Genomic DNA, 22,401 nt, shown 5'->3' on the forward strand with positions numbered 1-22,401 from the left:
GTGGGAGCGGGCTTGCTCGCGAAGAGGCCAGTCCAGGCAACACAAGGCTAGGGTTTAACCTTGCGCCCAGCCATGTGCTTCAAATACCCCACCAACCTCTCCAGGTCCCCGTCCGGCAGCACCGTCGCCGAAAATCCGGGCATCTTCGCCTGTGGCCACTGGCGCAAGCTCTGCGGATCACGAATGTAGCGTTTGAGGAAATCCGCGCCGAAGTACTCGGTCGGGTTAAACGGAATATTCAGGTCCGGTCCAAACTGCGCATCCCCGGCGCCGTTCAATCGATGGCACGCCAGGCAATTCTTCTGAAACAGCGCAAAGCCCTTGTTCACCGGGTCGTCAGCCTTCAACGCCGGATCGGGCAGCAGGGCAGGGAAGCGCTCGGCCACTGGGGCCATGCGCTTGATGCTCGCTACTTCGAATGGCCATTGCTCGGGGCTGATATTGCCCGCTTGTGGATCGGTCCAGACCAGATAGAACGGTCCCGCACTGTGCTTTCCCTCTGACAGCGGCGGCCACGGCTTGGCCGGGTCTTCAATCGCCAGCCAGGCCCGCGCACCTTGGGTATTGAGCAACGGCGCGGCTGACAGTTCTGCGGCAAAACCATCCAGGGCTACCGCTTGTAAATGGTCTTCAGGCTTGATGCCCGTCAACAACGCAGCCACCGGAACAGCGCGATAGCTCATGTCCCGTTTGTAGGAAACGTCGTTGCTAATGGTGATGGTCTGAACCTGAGGATGCTTGAGCAACTCCTCGGTTTGCCAGGTGCGACTGCTCGCGCCGAGCTCAAGGTTCAGCTGTGCGGCAGACAGAGGCGTGCTGAGCAGCAAGGCCCCAAACAGAATGAGCGTTTTCAAGTGATCGCCGTCCATGTCGTGAAAGTGCCGCAAAGGTTGGCACACCCACGCGGGCCCGGGTAGCGAACCCGTCATATTTTTAGAGGGCGATATAAAACCTGGCGCCGAATTTTTTATTGACCGACTAGCCGATCACCTTGGTCAGGTTCGGCAAAATCAACAACAGCGTAGTGGCGAAAAGAATGAGCCCGGCTTGACGTACTTTCGATTGTTTGAACATGGCTTGACCGCCTTTATTGTTATTTCCTGATGCCTGCCTGCATTTCTCCATGACGGCAGAGCGTTGCACTTCCTGTTTGACGAGCGCCTCGGCAAAACCCGACGACAACTTCGTACAAGTTCACCTTAGAGCCCGCGTCACGCTTGGTTTAGATCCATTTCGTATGGGCTTCACATAAATTGCTCTTAAAAAGGCATGAGGCCTATTGCCAGCTTCTTGGGCGCCCGTTTGCTAGACAGCTTGGTGTCCTGAATCGGTTAATCCGGTGGTTGCCTACCGTCCGTCTGAGCGTGACCGTCAACATCTGTGAGCACTGCGGTCATTGAATCCAGGCCTGCTCGGCCTAAGGTGGGAACTCTGAATTTACTCCCCTGCCCAGGTTCGAGAACGTCATGACCCACGCTTTTATTTTCGACGCGTTACGCACGCCCCGCGGCAAAGGCAAGGCCAATGGCGCCTTGCACAGCGTCAAACCGGTGAACCTGGTAGCCGGGCTGCTCACGGCGCTGCAACAGCGTACATCCCTCGACACCAGTCAGGTCGACGATGTGGTACTGGGCTGCGTGACGCCCATCGGCGACCAGGGTTCCGACATCGCCAAAACCGCGACTCAGGTGGCGGATTGGGACGTCAGCGTGGCGGGTTTGCAGATCAACCGCTTCTGCGCCTCGGGGTTGGAGGCGGTGAACCTCGGCGCGATGAAAGTGCGTTCCGGCTTCGAAGACCTGGTGGTGGTCGGCGGCGTCGAGTCCATGTCTCGCGTGCCGATGGGCAGCGATGGCGGCGCTTGGGCGCAGGACCCGGAAACCAGTTTTCACAGCCATTTCGCCCCTCAAGGCGTGGGCGCTGACCTGATCGCCACGATTGAAGGCTTCAGCCGTCAAGACGTCGATGCCTATGCGCTGCACTCCCAGCAAAAGGCTGCGCGGGCAAGGGCCGATGGTTCGTTCAACAAATCGCTGGTGCCGGTGCAGGACCAGAACGGCATCATCCTGCTCGATCACGATGAATTTATCCGCGCCGGATCGACCCTGGAAGGCTTGGGCCAGCTCAAGCCGAGCTTCGAGATGATCGGGCAAATGGGCTTCGATGCCACCGCGCTTCGGGTCTTCAGCCATGTTGAGCGGATCAACCACGTGCACACGGCGGGTAACAGTTCCGGGATCGTCGATGGCGCGGCGCTGATGCTGATCGGCTCCGAAGCCAAGGGCCGGGCGCTGGGCTTGCAACCACGGGCGCGGATCGTCGCCACCGCGGTCACCAGCACCGATCCGACCATCATGCTCACCGGCCCTGCGCCGGCCACCCGTAAGGCACTGGCCAAAGCCGGGCTGCGGGTCGAAGACATCGACCTGTTCGAGGTCAACGAAGCCTTTGCCTCGGTGGTGCTGAAATTCATCAAGGACATGGCGATCGATCCGGACAAGGTCAACGTCAACGGTGGCTCCATCGCCATGGGCCACCCGCTGGGTGCCACTGGCTGCGCGATCCTCGGCACGTTGCTCGATGAACTGGAAACCCGGCGCCTGCGCTATGGCCTCGCGACGCTGTGTGTCGGCGGCGGCATGGGCATCGCCACCATCATCGAACGCCTCTGAGCCCCGACCGATTTCAAGGAAACCCTTTCATGACCGAAGCCATCCGTTACGAAAAAGGTCAGGACCAGATCGTCGTCCTGACCATCGACATGCCGGGCCAGAGCGCCAACACCATGAACGCGGTCTACCGCGAAGCCATGGCCGCGTGTGTTGCCAGACTCGTTGCTGACAAAGACACCATCGCCGGCGTGATCATTACCTCGGCCAAGAAAACCTTCTTCGCCGGCGGCGACCTCAACGAACTGATCAAGGTCGGCAAGCCCGAAGCCAAAGCCTTTTACGACATGGTGCTGACACTCAAAGGGCAGCTGCGTACCCTGGAAACCCTCGGTAAACCGGTGGTCGCCGCGATCAACGGCGCCGCGTTGGGCGGCGGTTGGGAAATCTGCCTGGCGTGCCATCACCGGGTTGCGCTGGACGATTCTTCGGTGCAACTCGGCTTGCCGGAAGTGACCCTCGGCCTGTTGCCGGGCGGCGGCGGGGTGGTGCGCATGGTGCGGATGCTCGGTATTGAAAAAGCCTTGCCGTACCTGCTCGAGGGCAAGAAAGTCCGGCCGCAGCAGGCGTTGCGGGCGGGTTTGATTGATGAGTTGGCGGCGGATCGTGATGAACTGCTGGCCAAGGCTCGCGCCTGGATTATCGCCAATCCTTCGGTTGTGCAGCGCTGGGACGTAAAGGGTTACCAGATTCCCGGTGGTACGCCGTCGGACCCGAAAGTCGCGCAAATGCTGGCCATCACGCCGTCGATACTGCGCAGCAAAACCCAGGGCTGCCTGCCCGCGCCAGAGAAAATCCTCTGCGCTGCGGTAGAAGGTGCCCAGGTGGATTTCGACACCGCGCACTTGATCGAAACCCGCTACTTCACCGAATTGACCACCGGCCAGGTGTCGAAAAACCTGATCGGCACGTTCTGGTTCCAGCTTAACGAAATCAATGCCGGTAGCTCACGGCCTCAGGGCTTTTCGCCCTACGTGACGCGTCGCGTGGGTGTGCTGGGCGCAGGCATGATGGGCGCCGGAATCGCTTTTGTCAGCGCGTCGGCCGGCATCGACGTGGTGCTCAAGGACATCAATCTTGCGGCTGCACAGAAGGGCAAGACTCATTCGGCTGCGCTGCTGGACAAGAAGGTTGCGCGTGGCCAATTGAGTGCCGATCAGCGCGATGCAACCCTGGCGCGAATTCACCCTACTGAAAGCGACGCCGATCTGGCCGGTTGCGATCTGATCATTGAAGCGGTATTTGAAGATCGCGATCTGAAAGCCAAGGTCTCTTCGGCGGCGCAAAAAGTCGTTGGCCCGGATGCGGTGATTGCTTCCAATACGTCGACCTTGCCGATCAGCGGCCTCGCGACCGCCGTGCCGGATCAGAGCAAGTTCATCGGCCTGCATTTCTTCAGCCCCGTGGAGAAAATGCCCTTGGTGGAAATCATCAAAGGCGCCCACACCAGTGACGAAACCCTGGCTCGCGGGTTCGATTTCGTCCTGCAAATCAAGAAAACGCCGATTGTGGTCAACGACAGTCGCGGTTTCTTCACCTCGCGGGTGTTCGGCACATTCACCAACGAAGGCATCGCCATGCTGGGCGAAGGCGTGAGCGCGCCGATGATCGAGACCGAAGCGCGCAAGGCCGGCATGCCGATCGGACCTCTGGCGATCTCCGACGAAGTTTCCCTCAGCTTGATGAGCCATATCCGCCGGCAAACCGCCAAAGACCTGCAAGCAGAAGGGAAACCGCTGATTGAGCATCCGGCGTTCGCTGTGATTGACTTGCTGCTCTACGAATACAAGCGTCCGGGCAAGGCTGCTGGTGGTGGTTTCTACGATTATCCGGCCCGTGGGCAGAAGCAACTGTGGCCAGAGCTGAAAAGCTGTTTCGAGAAGGCTGACGGGCAGATTTCGCCGAAGGACGTGCGTGATCGACTGCTGTTCGTGCAAGCCATCGAAACCGTGCGCTGTGTGGAGGAGGGTGTGTTGACCTCGACGGCGGACGCCAACGTCGGATCGGTCTTCGGCATCGGCTTCGCCGCCTGGACCGGTGGCGCGCTGCAGTTCATCAACCAGTACGGCGTGAAAGATTTCGTCGCCCGCGCCCAGTACCTGGCTGAGCAGTATGGCGAGCGATTCGCACCTCCTGCGCTACTGCTGGAGAAAGCGGCTAAAGGGGAGGCGTTTTAGGGGACGGATGACGCATTCCGGGGCTTGCCTTGCCACTGTGTTTCAAGGCAGGCTCAGGGGTGTGCATTATTCCCATCAAGTGTCAGGTATTTTTTATGTCGTTACGCATCTGCATTCTGGAAACTGACATCCTGCGTCCGGAACTGGTCGATCAATATCAGGGTTACGGGCAGATGTTCCAGCGTCTGTTTTCGCAGCAACCCATCGCTGCCGAGTTCACCGTGTACAACGTGATGCAGGGCGAATATCCCAGCAATGAGCTGACGTTCGATGCCTATCTGGTCACCGGCAGCAAGGCCGATTCTTTCGGCGCCGACCCGTGGATTGAAACCCTCAGGGCTTACCTGCTGACCCGCTACGAGCGCGGCGACAAACTGCTGGGCGTGTGCTTCGGCCATCAACTGTTGGCGCTGCTGCTGGGTGGTAAGAGTGAACGCGCGACCCAAGGCTGGGGCGTCGGCACCCACAACTACAAACTCGCCGCCAAGGCGCCGTGGATGAGCCCGGTGAGGGAGGAGCTGACCTTGTTGATCAGCCATCAGGACCAGGTCACCGCGCTCCCGGAAAACGCCACGGTCATTGCTTCCAGCGATTTCTGCCCGTTCGCTGCGTACCACATCAACGATCAGGTGCTGTGCTTCCAGGGGCATCCGGAATTCATTCACGATTACTCGCGCGCGCTGTTGGATATTCGTCAGGAAGCGCTGGGCGAGCAGATTTATTCGAAAGGTATGGCGAGCCTTGAGCACGAGCATCACGGCACTACCGTTGCGGAGTGGATGATGCGGTTTGTGGCGCACAAGCCAGAAGCCGGGGCGGTTTAAAAGATAAAAGCTTCGCGAGCAAGCCCGCTCCCACAGTGGATCTCTGGTGTTGCAGAGATCATTGTGGGAGCGGGCTTGCTCGCGAATGTCACAGGCTCCTCGGTAATGGCTACAACCACCCCGACTTCTTGAAACTCGCCCACAAACCCACGCAACCCACTGCAATAAACCCCAACACCCCGAAATACCCGTAATGCCAACTCAACTCCGGCATGTTCTGGAAGTTCATCCCGTAAATCCCCGCCACCGCCGTCGGGAACGCCAGAATCGCCGCCCACGCCGCAAATTTGCGCTGCACCACGCTTTGGCGTGACGCCTCCAGCAACACCCCAACCTCAATGGTCTGGCTGGCAATGTCCGCCAGGGTCGTCAAGTCTTCCATCTGCCGCGTGACGTGGATCTGCACATCGCGAAAGTAAGGCCGCATGTTCTTGTCGATAAACGGGAAGCTCAGCTTCTGCAATTCCTCACCGATCTCCACCATCGGCGCCGCAAACCGGCGCAAGCGCAATACATCGCGGCGCAGGCTGTGGAGTTTTTGAATGTCGCGCTCGTTCAGGGAGCTACACATGACATTGCGTTCCAGTTCATCGATCTCAGCGTGGATCGCCTCGCCCACGGGCTGGTAGTTTTCGATCACGAAGTCGAGGATGGCATAGAGTACGAAATCTTCCCCGTGCTCCAGCAACAGCGGACGCGCCTCACAGCGCTGTCGGACATGGGCGTAGGACGCCGAGTGACCATTGCGTGCGGTAATGATGTAACCGTTGCCGGCAAAGATATGCGTCTCGATGAACTGCAGTTTGCCTTCATGCCGGATCGGCGAATACGTGACGATGAACAGCGCGTCGCCGAAGGTTTCCAGTTTCGGTCGACTGTGTTTTTCCAGGGCGTCTTCGATGGCCAGTTCGTGCAGGTTGAACTGACGTTGCAGATTGAACAGCTCTTGGGCGTTTGGCTCTTCAAGGCCGATCCAGACAAAGTGGCCAGGCTTTGCCGCCCAGGCAGCGCCTTCGTCGAGGGTGATATTGGTGACTTTCTTACCGGCGCTATAAACCGCAGCAGCAACAACTCTACCCATGATAGTGATTCACTTCTTATTGGCAGCTTTCTATTAGCAAAGATGGCAGTGGCAGGCAGTCTCCAGCTTAGCCCTGTCTGCTGCTTGAGAGTCAGTGAAATCTGCGGAGTTCGTAGGCAAAAGCTCGCAGACAAAAGAAAACCCGCACAAGGCGGGTTTCTTTTACGCGGCTTGCAGTTGCCGATCCATCGAAGCGATGCACTCGCGCATCTGCTCGCGGCACTGGGCAATCAGCAGCGGCATGTCATCCAGGCTCAATCCAGCTGTAGGAATCGCCGGTAACGAGCGGATCAGAATCTTCCCACTGCGCCAACGGTTCAATCGCATGTGTTTAACGTAACTGCTGACACACACCGGAACAATCGGCACTCCGGCGGCAATGGCCATTTGAAAGGCGCCTTTCTTGAACGGCAGCAACTCTTCGCCCAGGTTGCGTGTGCCTTCCGGGAAGACCCAGATCGACGTGTCTTCATTCTGCAGCGTGTGGGTAGTGGTCAGCATCGACTGACGCGCTTTCTGCGCATTGCCGCGATCGATCAGCACATTGCCCGCCAGCCAGAACAACTGACCAAACAGCGGTACCCATTTCAGACTCTTCTTGCCAATACACACGGTGCGGCGGGGCACCACGTTGCCGAACACAAACAGATCGTAGTTGGACTGGTGATTGGCAATGATCACACAGCTGTCGGGTTTATCCATCAGAGGTCCGACGTCGGCCTTCACCCGCAGACGCAAAATGCACATCGCCGGCCATGCATAAAGACGCGCGCACAAACGGCTGTTATCCGGATTGAAAGGTCGGCACAGACCGAGAATCACCCCGAGCACACCAGCCAGAATAAAGTGCAGGCCCATCAATAACATACGAAACACAAACAGCATTTACAGGCCCACCGGGACAAAAGGTGGCGCAGTGTACGGATGTGCACTGTTTTCGGCAATTGCCGCTATAGAGGTGGGAGATAGGCGATGTTTGAGCGCATGTTTCCGACTTATGGGTCAGACGCGATCTAGAGCGGTTGTAGGCTTTTCAACGGAGCGCGTAAGAAAAAGCCCGACACGATGGTCGGGCTTTTCGGTGCGGCACGTTTGGGTTTAACCCAAAACCTCCTGATCCTGGATGATCGCGTTGTCCAGCGTCTCCAGCAGTGCTTTGCGTACTTTGAGCTTGGTGTGCTTGTGAGCGGTCATGTTGATCTTCTTCAACTGACGAGCCGCTGCCAGCGCCGCGCCTTGCAGCTCTTCCGCCGACACCACCAGGTCGAAGAAACCGGCATCCACGGCGCTCTGCGGATTAAACATCTCAGCGTTGATCACAGAGCGATGGAATGCCGACTTGCGCAGACGATCACGGGCCAGCTCGATACCGGCGTGGTGCATGGTCATGCCGATCTGCACTTCGTTCAAACCAATGGTGAACGGGCCGTCGACACCAATGCGGTAATCCACCGACAACAGCAGGAACGCGCCCTTGGCCACCGCATGCCCAGGGCATGCCACGATCACCGGGAACGGGTGCGCCAACAGACGACGGGCCAGGGTTGAACCGGCAGTCACCAGCGCCACGGCTTCTTTAGGACCGGAGGTCATCACCTTCAAGTCATAACCGCCCGACAGCATCCCGGGCGTACCGGTAATGATCACCACCGCACGATCAGTCACCGCCCGATCCAGCGCGGCGTTAAACGCAGCAATCACGTCTGGAGAGATGGCATTGACCTTGCCATTGCTCAAGGTCAGGGTCGCGATACCGTCTTCGAGATGGTAAGAAATCAACTCACTCATGACGCTATTCCTTTCAATAAAGTAGGGCAGACGTTACCCACCGCCGCAGGTCAGGTAAAGCGCTGTGACTGACCGCCCAGTCACCCTTTCCCCGCCCGGCAAGCGTCGCCCGCCACGCCAGCCGCGCATTCCCCTCTATATAGAGGAGGGCGCGAAGCCGGAGATTGGCGGGTTTGCCATGGACTGGAACCTGCTCGAACGACTAAAACGCTAAGCGCATGAAAATTCTGCAAAAAAAGTTTGCCATCGGAAAAGCTTTCGACTACATTAGCGCGCCTCGACAGACAGAACTTGTTTGAAGAGATACGGTGAAGTGTCCGAGTGGCTTAAGGAGCACGCCTGGAAAGTGTGTATACAAGAAATTGTATCGAGAGTTCGAATCTCTCCTTCACCGCCAAATTCGATGTAACCAAAACCCCTGATTTCGAGAGAAGTCAGGGGTTTTGTGGTTTCTGGCGTCTGGATTTTGTGGATGGCAATGTTATTGACCCACGCTCATCGGCGAAGGCGCTTCCGAAATTCATGTAGGACGGGTGATAGGCATGTGGGAAGTAATGCTGGAAAGCCAGGTAGCTGGGTGCTTTCATAGGTTTCGGCACCTGACTCGAGCCGTTTCGTGAGGGGTATTCGCTATGCGCCTTAAGGGGGCAAAATGAATCAACGGCAAGGCACGTGACGCGGCCTATTATCTGGAAGGACGAACGCACGTTATGCAGGAATTCACCATGAAACAGGCCGAACTGGAAAAGGTTCACGTGGAGATCGTCAAGCTGATGGCTGAGCAGCGCAAGCTGAACGCCGAGGCCGGGAAGATGACCCGTGAGACTTTTTGGTATCCGGTGGCTGTAGCGACTGGGTTGATTGGCACGGTGGCCACTGTCACCGCAACTGTCACCGCAGTGTTGGTCAAGCTGCTCTAACCTGTTGGACTGCCCTAAGCCCCTCGAATGGAATCGACACTATGTCTCACCCTCGCGCCGCTTCCCGCGCCATAGCTATTTCCCTCACCGCCGTGTTGATGAGTACCGTCTCCTTATTCGCCACCGCATCTACAACCAAGACTTTCCCCGACGCCATAGCCAGCGACCCCGCAAAACTAGGCTGGATGGTCGGCTCGCCACCACCTGCAGATCGCACCGTACGTTTCGAAGATGGCAGCTATTTCCAGTTCCCGGCGATGCGCTGGAGTGTCTCGAACTTCCGTCAACTGATGCCTACGATCAACGTTTCACGGGGGCTCGGTGCACCGCTTCCATTGGTATCTGCACTGCGCAAAGACATCGATGCGATCAGCTTCGTCCCGCTGGGCGCGAAGGCTCCGATGACCTGGGATCAATCTCTCGCGGCCACCTACACCGACGGGATTGTGGTGATGCATCGCGGGAAAGTTGTCTACGAGCGTTACTTTGGCGTGCTGAAGCCTGTCGGAGCGGATCTGGAGCCGTTTGGGTACTGAGCAGGACGCCTATTTCACGGTGGACTCCATTGGCACCCCATTTGCCGGCGGCGGCTTGAACACCGGCTTGCGTGACCTGGCACGATTTGGCGAGATGTTGCGTAATGACGGCCAGTTCAACGGTCAGCAAATCGTGCCCAAAGCAGTGGTCGACGACATACGTCGCGGCGGTGACAAGCAGGCATTCGCCCAGGCGGGTTACGATTTGTTGAAGGGTTGGAGCTACCGTTCAATGTGGTGGGTGACCAAAAAAGAGGGCGGCGCCTTCATGGCGCGCGGGGTGCATGGGCAGCGCATTTATGTCGATCCGAAAGCCGAGATGGTGATTGTTCGCTACGCCTCCCACCCGGTCGCCAGTAACTCGGCTAATGATCCGGTCACCTTGCCGGCGTTTGATGCGTTGGCTCAACATCTGTCCAGGTTGCCTTGAGTAATTATCCCCGGGCTATGAAGAAGGAAATTTAATGATCACCACCACAACCCACACCATCGAAGGCCGACAAATCACCGCCTATCTGGACATCGTCAGTGCCGAGTCGGTGCAGGGTGTCAACGTGATCCGCGATATGTTCGCCGGGATGCGGGATTTTTTCGGTGGGCGCTCTCAGACATTGGAGCGGGCGTTGAAGGAAGCACGGATTCAGGCAACCGACGAGTTGAAGGAACGGGCGCGGGCACTTCAGGCTGATGCGGTGGTGGGGCTTGATTATGAGATCAGCATGCCGGCCGGGAAGGGCGGAATGGTAGTGGTGTTCGTGACCGGGACGGCGGTCAAGTTGAGGTGATTGAGTCGCGAGGCCGTTCGTCGGGGACGCAATAATCCGAACTACAAGTCCAGTAATGACTGGCTAGTCTCAAAAGCGTTGAAGGTCGACATTTTTCAGGCAAATAGGGCTTGCCGGTGTCGACCCTTTTTTGAGAGGGGAAAGGTATGGCTGATTCGTATATCGAAGACGACGGGTCTGAGTTTCCGATCAATAATTGCGTGCAGTGTGGTCAAGCGGAGTATATGGCGGGCTTTGGTGAAAACCGGACCCGGGTCGCCAAATTGAAATCCAAGGTGCCCCGATCCGAAAAGGCGAATTTCTTGCCCAAGAGGATGCCGTCTTCCAGGAAGTAACCGTCAAACGGACAGCCCCCGCCATTGAGCGGGGTTTTCATTTTCACAAGGTCGGTTGTTGGGATTTGGACTACAGATACATAACTCGCTGTCGGTGTTTTTTTTCACAAACTTTTCACACCTACCTACGTAGGCTCAACTCATCCGTTAGAAAGCAGTACCTGGCCCGTTCCCCAGCGGGCTTTTTTTTGCCTGTCATAAAACCTTTTCTAAAAACGCTGTCCAACCGTCGCCTATTGCGAGGTTGTGCCCGTGCGTGTCTGGACTTTGTCTCCTCTAAAGCATTCAATCTCGCCCCTTTCGGTTACCCCTTTTTTTGAGGTTTTTGTCATGCGTTTAACTCTGCCTGCTCTGGTTCTGGGGCTTTTGGTTGCTCAAGGTGCAATGGCTGCGGGTGACGGCACTGCCGCCATCGGTGGTGGTTTGGGTGGCGCGCTGGGTAATGTGATCGGCCAGAGCATGGGCGGCAGCACCGGTGCAGCGATTGGTGCTGGTGTCGCGGGCGCGGCCGGCAGTGCTGTTGGAGCACGCAAAGGCAGCCGCACTAAAGCCGCCATTGGTGGTGGTGTTGGTGCGGCCGGCGGTTCGATAATCGGCAACAGCCTGGGCGGCAAGACCGGTTCCACCATTGGCGCAGGCTTGGGCGGTGCATTGGGCGGCGGCGTAGGCAGCAACCTGGCCAAAGGGCACAAGCGTCACTGATCCTGATTGATCAGCTCAAAAAGCCCGGCTTGATGCCGGGCTTTTTGTATCTGGATATTTCTTCTTCGCGCTCTTCTAATTTACAGCTGTCCAACGATCAGGGTTGGCGTGATGAAAAAGCTAGACTCACGCCATCCGTAACGAGTTCTCTTACCCCCGATACGGAATTTAGAGGTTCATATCATGCGTTTGACATTGTCCACGTTGGTTCTGGGACTTTTGGTCGCTCAAGGTGCAATGGCAGCCGGTGACGGCACCGCTGCAGTTGGCGGTGGTATTGGCGGTGCACTAGGTGACGTGGTCGGCCGGCAAATGGGCGGCAGCACGGGTGCCGCGATTGGCGCCGGTGTAGGCGGCGCGGCGGGTAGCGCGGTTGGCGCGAACAAAGGCAGTCGCACAGAAGCGGCTATTGGTGGTGGCCTGGGGTCGGCCGGTGGCTCGGTGATCGGCAATAGCGTCGGTGGTTCGACCGGTTCGACCATTGGCGCAGGCCTGGGCGGCGCGGCGGGTGGGGCGGTAGGCAACAACTTGGGTAACGATAACGACAGTTCGCACTCCGGTAGCGGCTACAAGCATAAGCATAAAAACAAGCACAAGAACAAACATCACTGATTCGACATTGAGCTACAGCAGAAACCCGGCCAAGCGCCGGGTTTTTCATTTCTGGACCAAGACTCTGGAACGTTTGGTCGTGGGCCGCCTCGAACTTCATACACCCTGGAACGTTGTGAGGCATGCCATGACTCCTGAAACCGAAGGCAAGGAAGAAAAAGGCCCTAGCGGGCTTCCGTTTATTAACGATCCGGGAAACGAAGACCCAGGCTCGTTGATGGATGATGCAACAGTGCCGCTCAATGATTCCGATGATGCGGGCGATGTCGGAAATATCGAGTTCGAAGACGAAGAAGAGGATGAGGACGAAGATTGACCCTGCTTTGCGACGGACTCGACCGATCGTCTCTCTGATCGAACGCAATGCATGGCGCAATCCTCGAAACTTCAGGGCCTGCTTTTCAGGCCCCAAGAGAGGTGCCTTATGAACGCTGATCCGAAAGACTCCGACATCGACGATACCCCCGAATATCCGCTGCCTTCACCGACCGATCCCCTGAGTCGTGATCAACGTCCGCCTGATGACGACACGGCTGTAGAGCAATTACCGTCTGATGAAGTGAAGCGCGGGGATGTGGAAGCTCTACCTGACGACCCGGACATTGCCGGTGAAGACGGCTCAAACGAACCGAGCTGAACATACACTGTGGCTCAGCGCCGCTCGTCGATTGTGCGGCATCTTTGAAAAGCGATGGCTGCCAGAAATCAGGTACGCACCTTTTAAAGGAGATACACCATGATCAGGTCAAAATTGACGGCCCTGACGATGATCGGCGTGTTGTCGGCCGGCTCAATGTCGGCGTTTGCCCAGTCCTCCGGCAATGATGCACCTGTGGATAAGGGCGGGATGCCGCCGTACTCCGAAATGAATGCGGGCTCCGCGGACGAGAAGGCGTTGCCGCCTGGCGCTATTAAGGGTGGGAATGGTGGTGATGCAAATGGAAGTAGCACCAGCCCGGAGAAGGGAAGCGGGGCGATGAGCGGTGGAGGTTCGAGTGGGAGCGGTTCTGGGAGTGGGTCTGGAGAGTCCGGTAGTTCTGGGAATTCCGGGAGGAGTGGGAGTGGAGCGGGGGGAACGGGTGGTGGAGCTAGTGGCACAGGCGGTTAAAATCCAAATATTTCGGATAGAGTCGAGCCCGGCATTGAGCTGGGCTTTGTAACTTCAAGAGATCAAGGACATTTCTCGGCCACGTAGCCACTTGCAACTATAGTCAAAATTACGTTGTTATCTCTGGCAGCAGCGAAGCAATAACTCGTACCGATTTCCGATGCATCCAATGCTCTTACTTCCTCAGATAACGATGTGACATCTTCCTCATACATCTCTGACACCTCGCAACCGACGGCGCCAACTGCCTTGAATGCTAAGACATTCTGAAAAGTAACCATCCAAAGCTGTTCCTGCCAATCTAGAAACTCAACAAACAAGTTTTCATGCTCACACGTGATGCTTTCGATGGTGCCGTCTGAAACCGGAAATACAGTCATTTTAAGTACCTGGATGCTTTTCACCGACGAGAAAGCCGGTTCCATGGCCAAGCTGATAATTCTGTGGCTTGACCTTTATGATGGCCTTTTTCCTCTCCGCTTGTTTCCAGCTCAAATGGCTAGGCTTGAGCTCAATATGATAATGCTCACCGTGGTGCCTTTCGTTAAATGGACCTGCATCTCCAGGGTGGCTTTCGAATCTGATGCTTGTATCAGCGTTCGGTTGCCACTCCATCCTTTTACTTCCATGTTTGGTTTGCGAAATTTTAGGTTCTACACCGAGAACTTTTGTCAGTTCATTCGGGTCGCTTGGAAATTGGGTATAAGCGGTCGGTAGTTGAGCCTCACCCTCATCAACCTTCGCCGTCCCCGCCGGATCCTCATCCCCAAACGCCGGCCGCTTACACCCATCCCCACCCGGACACTCACTCAACCCCAGCGGATCAACCCACCCTGTCGGGTTCCGCGTGTACTGATACCCGTTTAACCCACCCGCCAACTTGCTCGGATCCGGCGTCAAATATCGTCCAACATCCGGATTGTAGTAGCGATGCCGGTTGTAATGCAGACCCGTTTCCGCATCGAAATACTGCCCCTGAAACCTCAACGGCTGATCCAGTACCTGATGGGTGTCGCGGTTGAGGCGAGTCAGGCGGCCATAGGCTGTGTATCGGGCGGCCCAGATGATATCGCCGCTGTAGTCGGTGAGTTCTTGCGGTGTGCCGAGGTGGTCGAGTTGGTAGTAGAACGGGCAGGCCTTGTGCGGCCCTTTGCCATCGAGCATGGCCAGCGGGCGGAAGCTGCCCGGTTCGTAGAGGTAGCTGCGGTAGTGCTCGCAGCTACTTTCGGCGACGAGGTGGTCGCCCTGCCAGAAGAACTCGGTGGTTTTGCCGTCGACGGTTTTGCTGATGCGGCGGCCGAAGGCGTCGTAGCGGTAGGTCGCCTGGCTGCCGTTGGGCAGGGTGGCGCCGATCAGCCGATGTTGGCAGTCGTAGCGGTACTCGGTGACCAGTTTTTGCCCGGTGCCGCGGAGTTCGCGGATGAGGTTGCCAAAGGCGTCGTAGTCGTAATGGCGGTCGCCTTGCATCAGCAGGCGATTGCCTTTGACGGTGGTCGGGCCAGGACGATCCTGCATCAGCAGGTTGCCCGCCGGGTCGTGGGCGAAGCTTTCCGGTTGTTGATCGCGGGAATGTCGGACGCGGATCAGGCGGTCGAGTGGATCGTATTGGTAGCTGCGTTGGCCGTGTCGGGTGTCGGCAATGTAGTCGAGGTTGCCCTTGGCGCTGTAGGCATAGTCGCGGCGATACAGCGGTTGGAGGTGTTGGCTGACAGCGTGGGCTTTCAGACGGCCTTGGTCGTCATACTGATAATCGCTGAGCAACAGGCCTTGTTGGCGGTTTAGTTCGCGACCGGCGAAGAAAGTATGTGACGTCAATCGCGCGCCGTTGAGGTCGATGGCCGTCAGCGCGCCACCCTTGGCGTGGTGGTAATCGAGTTTGCTGCCGTCCGGCAGGCGCAGGCGATTCAGCTGACCGCAGGTGTCGTAGCCATAACGCAAGGTGCCCCAGCCCTGATGTTCGGTGATGAGGCGATCCTGTTGGTCGTACTCAAACTCCAGCGGATGGTCGTGGCCGTCGTCGACGCTGACCAGTCGGCCGAGGCTGTCGTAGCAGTATTCAACCTTGATGCCATCGGGCAAGGTTTTGACCTGCAACCTTCCCGCCGAATCCCGCTGATAAGCCGTCACCGGCTGCGAGCCGTCCTCACCGAACTCGGTTTTCTCCAACAGCTGGCCGTTGAGGTCGTAGGCGTACGCCGTGCGTTGGCCGTCGAATCCGGTTTCCTGTCGGATCAGGCCATTCGGCGTGTAGTCCAGCTGATATTTTTCACCGGATTCGTTTTCTATCTCTGTGAGTAACAGCTGGGCATTGTCGTAGCGGTACTTCAGCTGGGTGCCGTCGGCATTGATGCGGCGGCTGACCAGGTGCAAGTCGTCGATGTATTCATAGCGGGTGACGCGGCCCAGTTCATCGCGTTCGGCGGTGATTTTTCCGTAGGCGTTGTAGCTGAACGTGCGATTGGCACCGGTAGGCAAAGTCGCCTGGATCAGTCGTCCAACGGCATCCCATTGATACTGGGTAACGGCACCGTGTTCGTCCTGGCGGGTAATCTGCTGCCCCAACGCATCGTAGGAAAACCGCCGCACACCACCATCCGGCAAGGTCTCTTCAAGCAGTTGCCCCAAAGCGTTCCAGACGAACACATGCCGACTGTTGTCCGGGTAGCGGATCGACAGCAGCTGCCCTCGTTCGTCGTAGTGATAGTGGCTGACATGGCCGTCAGGGTCGGTCGCTTCGGTGATGTCGCCTTGCGCATTGCGCTGATATTTCCACACGGCTTTGCCGCGAAACCGCGCGTGCAGGAAACCGTTGCGATACTCGTAGGTCGTCGGCTCGTCTTCCGGCGGAATCAGCGCGATAAGCCGTCCGACCTCGTCGTAACGGTATTCGGTGACGGCGCCGAGCGGATCCTGCTCGGCAAGCAGCCGGCCTTGATCGTCATAGGCCTTGAGGTGTTCGCCGCCGTCCAGCTCGACCTTGCGCACCAGTCGCGCCCGGTCGTCGTGCTCGTAAATCTCTTCGCTACCGTCGGCGTTTTTAACCAGCACACGGCCGTTGTCGTCCCAGACGTAACGCGTGTCCATCTGCGAAAAAGTCGCCCAATGCCGCACGCACCGGGCCGCTTTGCCGGCACGCTCCCACTCCCAGTAGAAACTCGCCCCACCGGCCAACTGCCGCTGCAGAATCACGTGCTGATCGTCGTAGTCGTAGCGTTCGCTTTCGCCGGCGGCATTGGTCGCTTCGATCAAGCGATGACGAGCGTCATAGCGGTAGGCAACCAGTGTTTGCTCGGTACGCCAGGCGTCTTCCAAAGTGTCGGCCGGCTGAAAACGCTGATACTCGACGGCGACGATGTGCCGGCGCTCATAGCGCAGTAGAAGGGAACGCCCTACGCCGTTATCGAGGCGTTTGATCCTGTCAGAAGTGTCCCGCTGCACAGTCAGCCGATTGCCGTAGGCATCGCTGATAGCCGTCAGACGTCCTGCACGAAAGTGGAAAAACCGCGCTTTTTCGCCAGCCAGGGCGAGGATCAGTTCTTCCGGCTCGTCACCTAGATAAATCGCCGCCCGCGACAGGCTGTTGTGAATCGTCGGGCGCTCGATATTCGGTAGCGGAAACGTGGTGCGACGGTTTTCGTGGTCGATCCAGATGACGGTGTCGCCATCGATTTCCAGGTGATGGGCGAGGCTGTGACTCCAGCCGAATCCAAGCCCGCAATCGATCTCCACCGCACTGGTACGATAGAGCCGGGTGAAGTCGAACGGCAAAATCCCGTCCAGTGAACCATCGGTCAGCGTGAGCAGTTCCTCGCCCGTGACCATCGATACCGGACAGCCATTGGTACAGGTCAACGGTCCGCAATCGGCGCTGTCACCGTTGGGGTTTCGCGCTTGATCCGGAGCATCGTCGCGATGTTCCAGCCTGCCAATCCTGGTCATGGCTTCAGACTTGTCGCGAGCAATGGCCACCGGATTCTTCACCAACAAAACCGGCGCAACACCTGCGCTGATTTGCAACGGCACGGCGGGCGCAGGTTTGATCGGTGCATTCCGGGCATTGACCATCAGCGGTTTGAGCGCGCCAGCGTGGGCTGTCAGGTCGGACCTGGCGGTGAGCTCAGCCAATCGCAAACTGGCGGCCGCCAGCCATTGCCGGGTCTGCGGGGACTTGATCCCGGACAGCACCTTCTCACTCAGGCGCAACTCCAGTCCCGCAGGACCGGTGAGGCACATGAGCAGGAAACTGATCAATATCTCCGTACGAATTTCCGCCACGACCTCGGCGATGTACTGCGGCGGCAGCATCCTCAACCAACTGGTGAACGCCGCGAGATGAATGAACATCAACGGTTCGTCGCTCAGCATCAGCAACACCTTGGCGATGGACTCCGCCGAGGCGTTCAGCAGCGTTTCAAGCTCGGATTGGGTCAGGTATTCGAGGAGTTTTTCGCTGTTGGCCTGCAGGTCCGCGATCAGGGCGTAAATCTGTTTCACGTCATCCCACAAACCGTTCAGCGAGTTCTCGAAGCCGCGCCAATCGGCCTGTTGCAGCATGCCGTAGCGCTTGATGAAATTCGCTTGGGAGAACCCGGCCCACGCGGGTTCGAACTCGGTCGTCCACTCGTTGCGCAACCAGCCTTCCAACTCGCCGATGACGCCCTGATAGGAGGCGTAAAGTGCTTTGACGTGATCAGCGGATACATCGGGAAAGAAGGTGATGCGATAACCCTGGCCGCGCTGGCAATCGGGGATTTCCAGGATGCCGCTGGGGCCGATCTCGTTGTAGATCGGCTCGCCAAACGTCTGCTCACCCGCCACCTCGGAAAGCAAAGGTTCAAGCATCACCGGCGTATTGCCAATCGGCACGAAACGCGCTGCCTCAAACATATGCACCAGGGTCAACGGACCGCTGTCCGGGCACGCGGCGACTGTCGAACTGACAGATGTGGTGGAATGCATCGGCGCGCTTAGACGGACTTCATTGCCGACCTTGAATACTTGCTCGACATCCAGGGCCTTGCCGGTCCAGAAACTTTCAGCCCAGACATCGTAGTCATTGAGGCACAGCCGAAAGTCATCGAGCAGCGCTTCGACATCCGGCTGCTCAGGGTCCATGGCGGCGACCACCAGCAGCCCGATGGTATTGTTCAAGGCCAGGAGGTTGTCAGGTATGAACATTCGCAGTCCCTCGCGCGGATCAATTCAGAGCGCGAGACTTTGCGGGGGATCGGCGGGGAAAGAAGTCGGGAAAGTAAGTGTTTGGTGTAGGGGAAATCGCTAAATGACGAAGAGCACTTCGGCGCAGGTTTTAGTACCGATCAGGCATTGCCCGTTGCCCTATGCCCGCCGCGCTCGCTATGCTGCTGAATCCTTTAATCGATCGCGGACCCGGCCGTACCTGAGCCGCCTCTGGGATGTCATTAGAAAACGGATCAGATGCGATGAATGCACCGCTGAATCAATTCGGCCCGATCAAGGCCGTGATTTTCGATATGGACGGCTTGTTGCTGGACACCGAGGGCATTTACACCGAGGTCACGTCCATGATTGCCGCGCGTTACGGTCGGGTCTTCGACTGGAGCGTCAAACAGAACATCATCGGCCGTGGCGCGGGTGATCTGGCGCGTTATGTGGTCGAGGCGCTGGACCTGCCGATCACCGCCGAAGAGTTCCTGGTGATCCGCGAACCGCTGATGCGCGAGCGTTTTCCTACAGCGCTGGCGATGCCTGGCGCACAGGAGCTGGTTCGGCATCTGAAGGCCAACAACATTCCGATCGCGGTGGGCACCAGCTCTTCGCGTCAGTCGTTCGGCCAAAAAACTACCTTGCATCGCGACTGGTTTGCGCTGTTCGATTTCATCGTGACGGCTGACGATCCGGAAGTCGGCGCGGCCAAACCGGCGCCAGACATCTTCCTCACGGCGGCGCGGCGCCTGGGTGTCGCGCCTGAAGATTGCCTGGTGTTCGAGGATTCACCGTTTGGTGTCACGGCGGCGAAAGCGGCGGGAATGACCGCGATTGCGATCCCGGATGCGGCGATGGCTGACGAAAAATACGCACACGCCGATGGCATTCTTCGTACGCTGAAAGCGTTCAAGCCGAGTGCTTGCGGTTTGCCAGCGCTCGAATGGGCTTAAAGCTGCGTAGATGAAAACGCCGGCAACCTGGTCAGGGTTGCCGGCGTTTTTTTATGCGTGATTCAGAACATCAGGCGCCGAAACCACCGTCGATGGTCAGGCTGGCACCGGTGATGTAGCCGGCTTCAGGACCGACGAGGTAGGCGACGAAGCTGGCGATTTCTTCCGCTTTGCCGTAACGACCCACCGCCATCAACGGGATCAGGCTTTCGGCGAAGTCGCCACTGGCCGGGTTCATGTCAGTGTCGACCGGGCCCGGTTGCACGTTGTTGATGGTGATACCGCGCGGGCCGAGGTCGCGCGCCAGGCCTTTGGTCAGGCCGACCAGCGCCGATTTGCTCATGGCGTACGGGCCACCACCGGCGAAGGGCATGCGGTCGGCGTTGGTGCTGCCGATGTTGATGATGCGACCGCCTTCGGTCATGTGTTTGGCAGCGGCCTGGGTGGCGATGAATACGCTGCGCACGTTGATCGCGAGGGTCTGGTCGAAGTCTTCGAGTTTGAAGTCTTCCAGCGGTGCAACGGCCAGCACGCCTGCGTTGTTGACCAGAATGTCCAGTCGACCAAAGGCTTTTACGGTGGCGCTCACGGCGTTGCGGATGGCCTCGGCGTCGGCGCTGTCAGCCTTGATCGCGAGGGCTTTGCCGCCGTTACCGGTGATGCTGTTTTGCAATTCTTCGGCTTTGGCCGTGGAGCTGACGTAGGTGAAGGCGACTGCCGCGCCTTCAGCAGCCAGGCGTTTGACAATGGCGGCGCCGATACCGCGGGATCCGCCTTGAATCAAAGCCACTTTGCCGCTGAGGTTCTGAGTAGTCATATCGATCTCCAAAGTCCCGAGGCGAGATGCCTCGGTTGATGGAGCCTAGTATCGATTCAGGATTACCGGCTGAGTAGACGGTAATTGCGATAGTCTGTGTAAACCAAAAGTTTATAGTGGCGCCTATGGAAACCTTCAGCAGTATCGAATGCTTCGTGCGCAGTGCCGAGGTCGGCAGCTTCGCCGAAGCCGCGCGCCGCCTGAGTCTGACCCCGGCGGCGGTGGGCAAGAGTGTTGCCAAACTTGAGGCACGGCTGGGTGTGCGGCTGTTTCAGCGCAGCACTCGCAGCCTGACGCTCACTGAAGCGGGTCATCGTTTTCTCGGCGAAGTGAGTTCCAGTCTTCACACGATCCAGAATGCCGTGGCCAATCTGGCCAGCGCCGAAGGGCTACCCGCGGGGACGTTGAAGGTCAGCATGGGTACCGTGTTCGGGCGTTTGTACATCGTGCCGTTGCTCGGGGAGTTTCTGCGGCGCTTTCCGGCGATCAACCCGGACTGGCATTTCGATAATCGTCAGGTCGATCTGATCGCTCAGGGGTTCGATGCGGCGATTGGTGGAGGATTCGAGCTGCCGCAGGGGGTGGTGGCACGCAAGCTGACGCCGGCCCATCGGGTGTTGGTCGCGTCAGCCGACTACCTTGCAGGGCGTGAGGTAATTGCCGAGCCCGATGATCTGAAGCATCACGATGGCATCCTGATTCGATCGCCGCAGACCGGTCGTGTGCGCTCCTGGCAATTGACCAGTCGCACCCAGCAACACAGCCCGCTGATGCTCAAGGCGCGGATGACCATGAGTGATTCGGAGGCAGCCTGCGCCACGGCCGCCCAAGGGTTGGGCATTGCCCTGGTGAGCATGCCGTTTGCCGTGGGCTATCTGGAGGCTGGGACCTTGCAGCGGGTGCTGCCGGACTGGTATGTCGACGATGGCAACATTTCGATCTATTACGCGGAGCACAAACTGCTGCCCGGCAAGACCCGGGCGTTTGTGGATTTCGTCATTGAGCAGTTTGCGGTGCAGGGGTTGGGACAGCGGTTTAGTGCTCTTTGAGCCTGGCTCAAGACCGAGGCGTGGCCATCGCGAGCAAGCTCGGCTCCCACATTGGATCTGCGGCGTTCACAAATCCCCTGTGGGAGCCGAGCTTGCTCGCGATGAACGATAACGCGGTCTACTGCCCGAAACGCCCCGACCAGCCAATAATTTTCTTCGGCCGCGGTGTCGCATAAGTCCGCACCTTGGACGTCGACAAGCCCAACCGCACCAACGACTCGGCAATCGTCACCGCCGCCGTCACACCATCCACCACCGGCACCCCGGTGCGCCGGCGTATCTGTTCATCCAGCCCGGCCATACCGCCGCACCCCAGGCAAATCACCTCGGCCTTATCTTCAAGCACAGCCAATTCCGCCTGACGAATAATGGCCTCCAGCGCACGCTCAGGATCGGATTCCAGTTCCAGTACCGCCAAACCACTGGCCCGTACGGACGCGCAACGGTCCCAGAGTCCGGACAGTTTGAGGCGATCCTCGATCAGTGGCACGGTGCGGTCCAGCGTGGTGACCACCGAGTAGGTATGGCCGAGGAACATGGCGGTGCTGGCCGCCGCATCGGTGATGTCCACCACCGGCACGTTGAGCAACTCCTGCAAACCCTCGCGGCCGTGTTCGCCGTAACCGGCCTGGATCACGGCGTCGAAGGGTTGGTCGTAAGCCATCACCCGATCCATCACCGCGATGGCGGCCAGGTAGCTTTCGAAATTGCCTTCGATGGAGTCAGCACCGAAGTAGGGCGTCAGGCCGATGATTTCCGTGCCCGGCGCGGCCACGGACTGAGCCGAACGCGCGATGGCCTGGGTGATGGATTCGGTGGTGTTGACGTTGACCACGAGAATTCGCATGGAAAGTCCTTATA

At 58.2% G+C, this 22,401-nt stretch carries 20 protein-coding genes, 1 tRNA gene and 1 pseudogene; 14 read left to right on the plus strand and 8 right to left on the minus strand.

Translation table 11 applies throughout. The annotated features are described in order from the left end of the window. Positions 1 to 47: 47 nt before the first annotated feature. Positions 48 to 869 carry a c-type cytochrome gene (locus ACSQ87_RS09755; protein WP_223430808.1) on the minus strand — a complete coding sequence of 274 codons (822 nt, stop codon included), beginning with the start codon at positions 867 to 869 and terminating at the stop codon, positions 48 to 50. Positions 870 to 1,466: 597 nt separating this feature from the next. Here ACSQ87_RS09755 and ACSQ87_RS09760 point away from each other — a divergent pair. The 3 genes from ACSQ87_RS09760 (at position 1,467) to ACSQ87_RS09770 (ending at position 5,670) form a co-directional block, all read left to right on the plus strand. Next, entirely contained in the window at positions 1,467 to 2,672 is a 1,206-nt protein-coding gene (locus ACSQ87_RS09760) for an acetyl-CoA C-acetyltransferase (RefSeq protein ID WP_223430709.1), read from the plus strand. Between the two features lie 29 nt (positions 2,673 to 2,701). After that, the gene (locus ACSQ87_RS09765) at positions 2,702 to 4,846 is read left to right on the plus strand and encodes a 3-hydroxyacyl-CoA dehydrogenase NAD-binding domain-containing protein (protein ID WP_223430708.1); all 2,145 of its coding nucleotides are present in this window, start codon (positions 2,702 to 2,704) and stop codon (positions 4,844 to 4,846) included. A 95-nt stretch (positions 4,847 to 4,941) separates the two neighbouring features. Next, the gene (locus tag ACSQ87_RS09770) at positions 4,942 to 5,670 is read left to right on the plus strand and encodes an amidotransferase (RefSeq protein WP_223430706.1); all 729 of its coding nucleotides are present in this window, start codon (positions 4,942 to 4,944) and stop codon (positions 5,668 to 5,670) included. A gap of 109 nt (positions 5,671 to 5,779) precedes the next feature. Here ACSQ87_RS09770 and ACSQ87_RS09775 read toward each other — a convergent pair whose 3' ends face one another. From ACSQ87_RS09775 to ACSQ87_RS09785, 3 genes are all read right to left on the minus strand, one after another. Next, positions 5,780 to 6,751 (minus strand): magnesium and cobalt transport protein CorA, encoded by a 972-nt coding sequence (locus tag ACSQ87_RS09775; protein ID WP_223430705.1) that lies wholly within the window; start codon positions 6,749 to 6,751, stop codon positions 5,780 to 5,782. 162 nt (positions 6,752 to 6,913) lie between these two features. Further along, positions 6,914 to 7,636 (minus strand): 1-acylglycerol-3-phosphate O-acyltransferase, encoded by a 723-nt coding sequence (locus ACSQ87_RS09780; protein ID WP_056744165.1) that lies wholly within the window; start codon positions 7,634 to 7,636, stop codon positions 6,914 to 6,916. Between the two features lie 213 nt (positions 7,637 to 7,849). Continuing rightward, a complete protein-coding gene (locus tag ACSQ87_RS09785; RefSeq protein WP_223430704.1) occupies positions 7,850 to 8,539 on the minus strand; it encodes a crotonase/enoyl-CoA hydratase family protein in 690 nt (229 codons plus the stop codon). A 64-nt stretch (positions 8,540 to 8,603) separates the two neighbouring features. Here ACSQ87_RS09785 and ACSQ87_RS09790 point away from each other — a divergent pair, with 64 nt between their 5' ends. From ACSQ87_RS09790 to ACSQ87_RS09830, 9 genes and pseudogenes are all read left to right on the plus strand, one after another. Continuing rightward, complete coding sequence (locus tag ACSQ87_RS09790) at positions 8,604 to 8,753, plus strand: hypothetical protein (RefSeq protein ID WP_185049171.1); 150 nt, start codon at positions 8,604 to 8,606, stop codon at positions 8,751 to 8,753. Between the two features lie 93 nt (positions 8,754 to 8,846). Further along, positions 8,847 to 8,936, plus strand: a tRNA-Ser gene (locus ACSQ87_RS09795). A 328-nt stretch (positions 8,937 to 9,264) separates the two neighbouring features. Then, a complete protein-coding gene (locus ACSQ87_RS09800) occupies positions 9,265 to 9,459 on the plus strand; it encodes a hypothetical protein (RefSeq protein ID WP_082555884.1) in 195 nt (64 codons plus the stop codon). Between the two features lie 41 nt (positions 9,460 to 9,500). Continuing rightward, positions 9,501 to 10,425 (plus strand): annotated as a pseudogene (locus ACSQ87_RS09805) (hypothetical protein). A gap of 34 nt (positions 10,426 to 10,459) precedes the next feature. After that, entirely contained in the window at positions 10,460 to 10,780 is a 321-nt protein-coding gene (locus ACSQ87_RS09810; RefSeq protein WP_095130296.1) for a YbjQ family protein, read from the plus strand. A gap of 665 nt (positions 10,781 to 11,445) precedes the next feature. After that, complete coding sequence (locus ACSQ87_RS09815; protein WP_095130298.1) at positions 11,446 to 11,817, plus strand: bacteriocin; 372 nt, start codon at positions 11,446 to 11,448, stop codon at positions 11,815 to 11,817. 183 nt (positions 11,818 to 12,000) lie between these two features. Then, on the plus strand, positions 12,001 to 12,429 hold the full coding sequence (locus tag ACSQ87_RS09820; RefSeq protein WP_223430701.1) for a glycine zipper domain-containing protein: 429 nt from the start codon (positions 12,001 to 12,003) through the stop codon (positions 12,427 to 12,429). A 127-nt stretch (positions 12,430 to 12,556) separates the two neighbouring features. Next, positions 12,557 to 12,745: a hypothetical protein gene (locus ACSQ87_RS09825; protein ID WP_046047922.1), complete on the plus strand. Its 189-nt coding sequence runs from the start codon at positions 12,557 to 12,559 to the stop codon at positions 12,743 to 12,745. Between the two features lie 108 nt (positions 12,746 to 12,853). Next, positions 12,854 to 13,066 carry a hypothetical protein gene (locus ACSQ87_RS09830; RefSeq protein ID WP_223430700.1) on the plus strand — a complete coding sequence of 71 codons (213 nt, stop codon included), beginning with the start codon at positions 12,854 to 12,856 and terminating at the stop codon, positions 13,064 to 13,066. Between the two features lie 533 nt (positions 13,067 to 13,599). Here ACSQ87_RS09830 and ACSQ87_RS09835 read toward each other — a convergent pair. Together ACSQ87_RS09835 and ACSQ87_RS09840 are read right to left on the minus strand one after the other, a co-directional pair. Further along, positions 13,600 to 13,917, minus strand: a complete 318-nt coding sequence (locus ACSQ87_RS09835) for a hypothetical protein (RefSeq protein WP_223430697.1) — start codon at positions 13,915 to 13,917, stop codon at positions 13,600 to 13,602. A gap of 1 nt (position 13,918) precedes the next feature. Beyond that, the gene (locus ACSQ87_RS09840; protein ID WP_223430696.1) at positions 13,919 to 18,715 is read right to left on the minus strand and encodes an RHS repeat-associated core domain-containing protein; all 4,797 of its coding nucleotides are present in this window, start codon (positions 18,713 to 18,715) and stop codon (positions 13,919 to 13,921) included. A 263-nt stretch (positions 18,716 to 18,978) separates the two neighbouring features. On the opposite strand from ACSQ87_RS09840, the gene ACSQ87_RS09845 reads away from it, so the two are divergent. Continuing rightward, positions 18,979 to 19,674, plus strand: coding sequence for an HAD-IA family hydrolase (locus ACSQ87_RS09845; RefSeq protein ID WP_046047919.1), 696 nt, complete (start codon positions 18,979 to 18,981; stop codon positions 19,672 to 19,674). A 70-nt stretch (positions 19,675 to 19,744) separates the two neighbouring features. Here the strand turns inward: ACSQ87_RS09845 and ACSQ87_RS09850 are convergent, their stop codons facing one another. Next, the gene (locus ACSQ87_RS09850; RefSeq protein WP_150655255.1) at positions 19,745 to 20,491 is read right to left on the minus strand and encodes a 3-oxoacyl-ACP reductase family protein; all 747 of its coding nucleotides are present in this window, start codon (positions 20,489 to 20,491) and stop codon (positions 19,745 to 19,747) included. 125 nt (positions 20,492 to 20,616) lie between these two features. Here ACSQ87_RS09850 and ACSQ87_RS09855 point away from each other — a divergent pair, with 125 nt between their 5' ends. Beyond that, positions 20,617 to 21,540 (plus strand): LysR family transcriptional regulator, encoded by a 924-nt coding sequence (locus tag ACSQ87_RS09855; protein ID WP_223430695.1) that lies wholly within the window; start codon positions 20,617 to 20,619, stop codon positions 21,538 to 21,540. Between the two features lie 118 nt (positions 21,541 to 21,658). Here the strand turns inward: ACSQ87_RS09855 and ACSQ87_RS09860 are convergent, their stop codons facing one another. Further along, complete coding sequence (locus ACSQ87_RS09860) at positions 21,659 to 22,387, minus strand: aspartate/glutamate racemase family protein (protein ID WP_223430694.1); 729 nt, start codon at positions 22,385 to 22,387, stop codon at positions 21,659 to 21,661. Positions 22,388 to 22,401: the final 14 nt, after the last annotated feature.

Origin of the sequence: Pseudomonas sp. LjRoot277 (genome assembly GCF_964253845.1) — a bacterium.
GTDB lineage: Bacteria > Pseudomonadota > Gammaproteobacteria > Pseudomonadales > Pseudomonadaceae > Aquipseudomonas.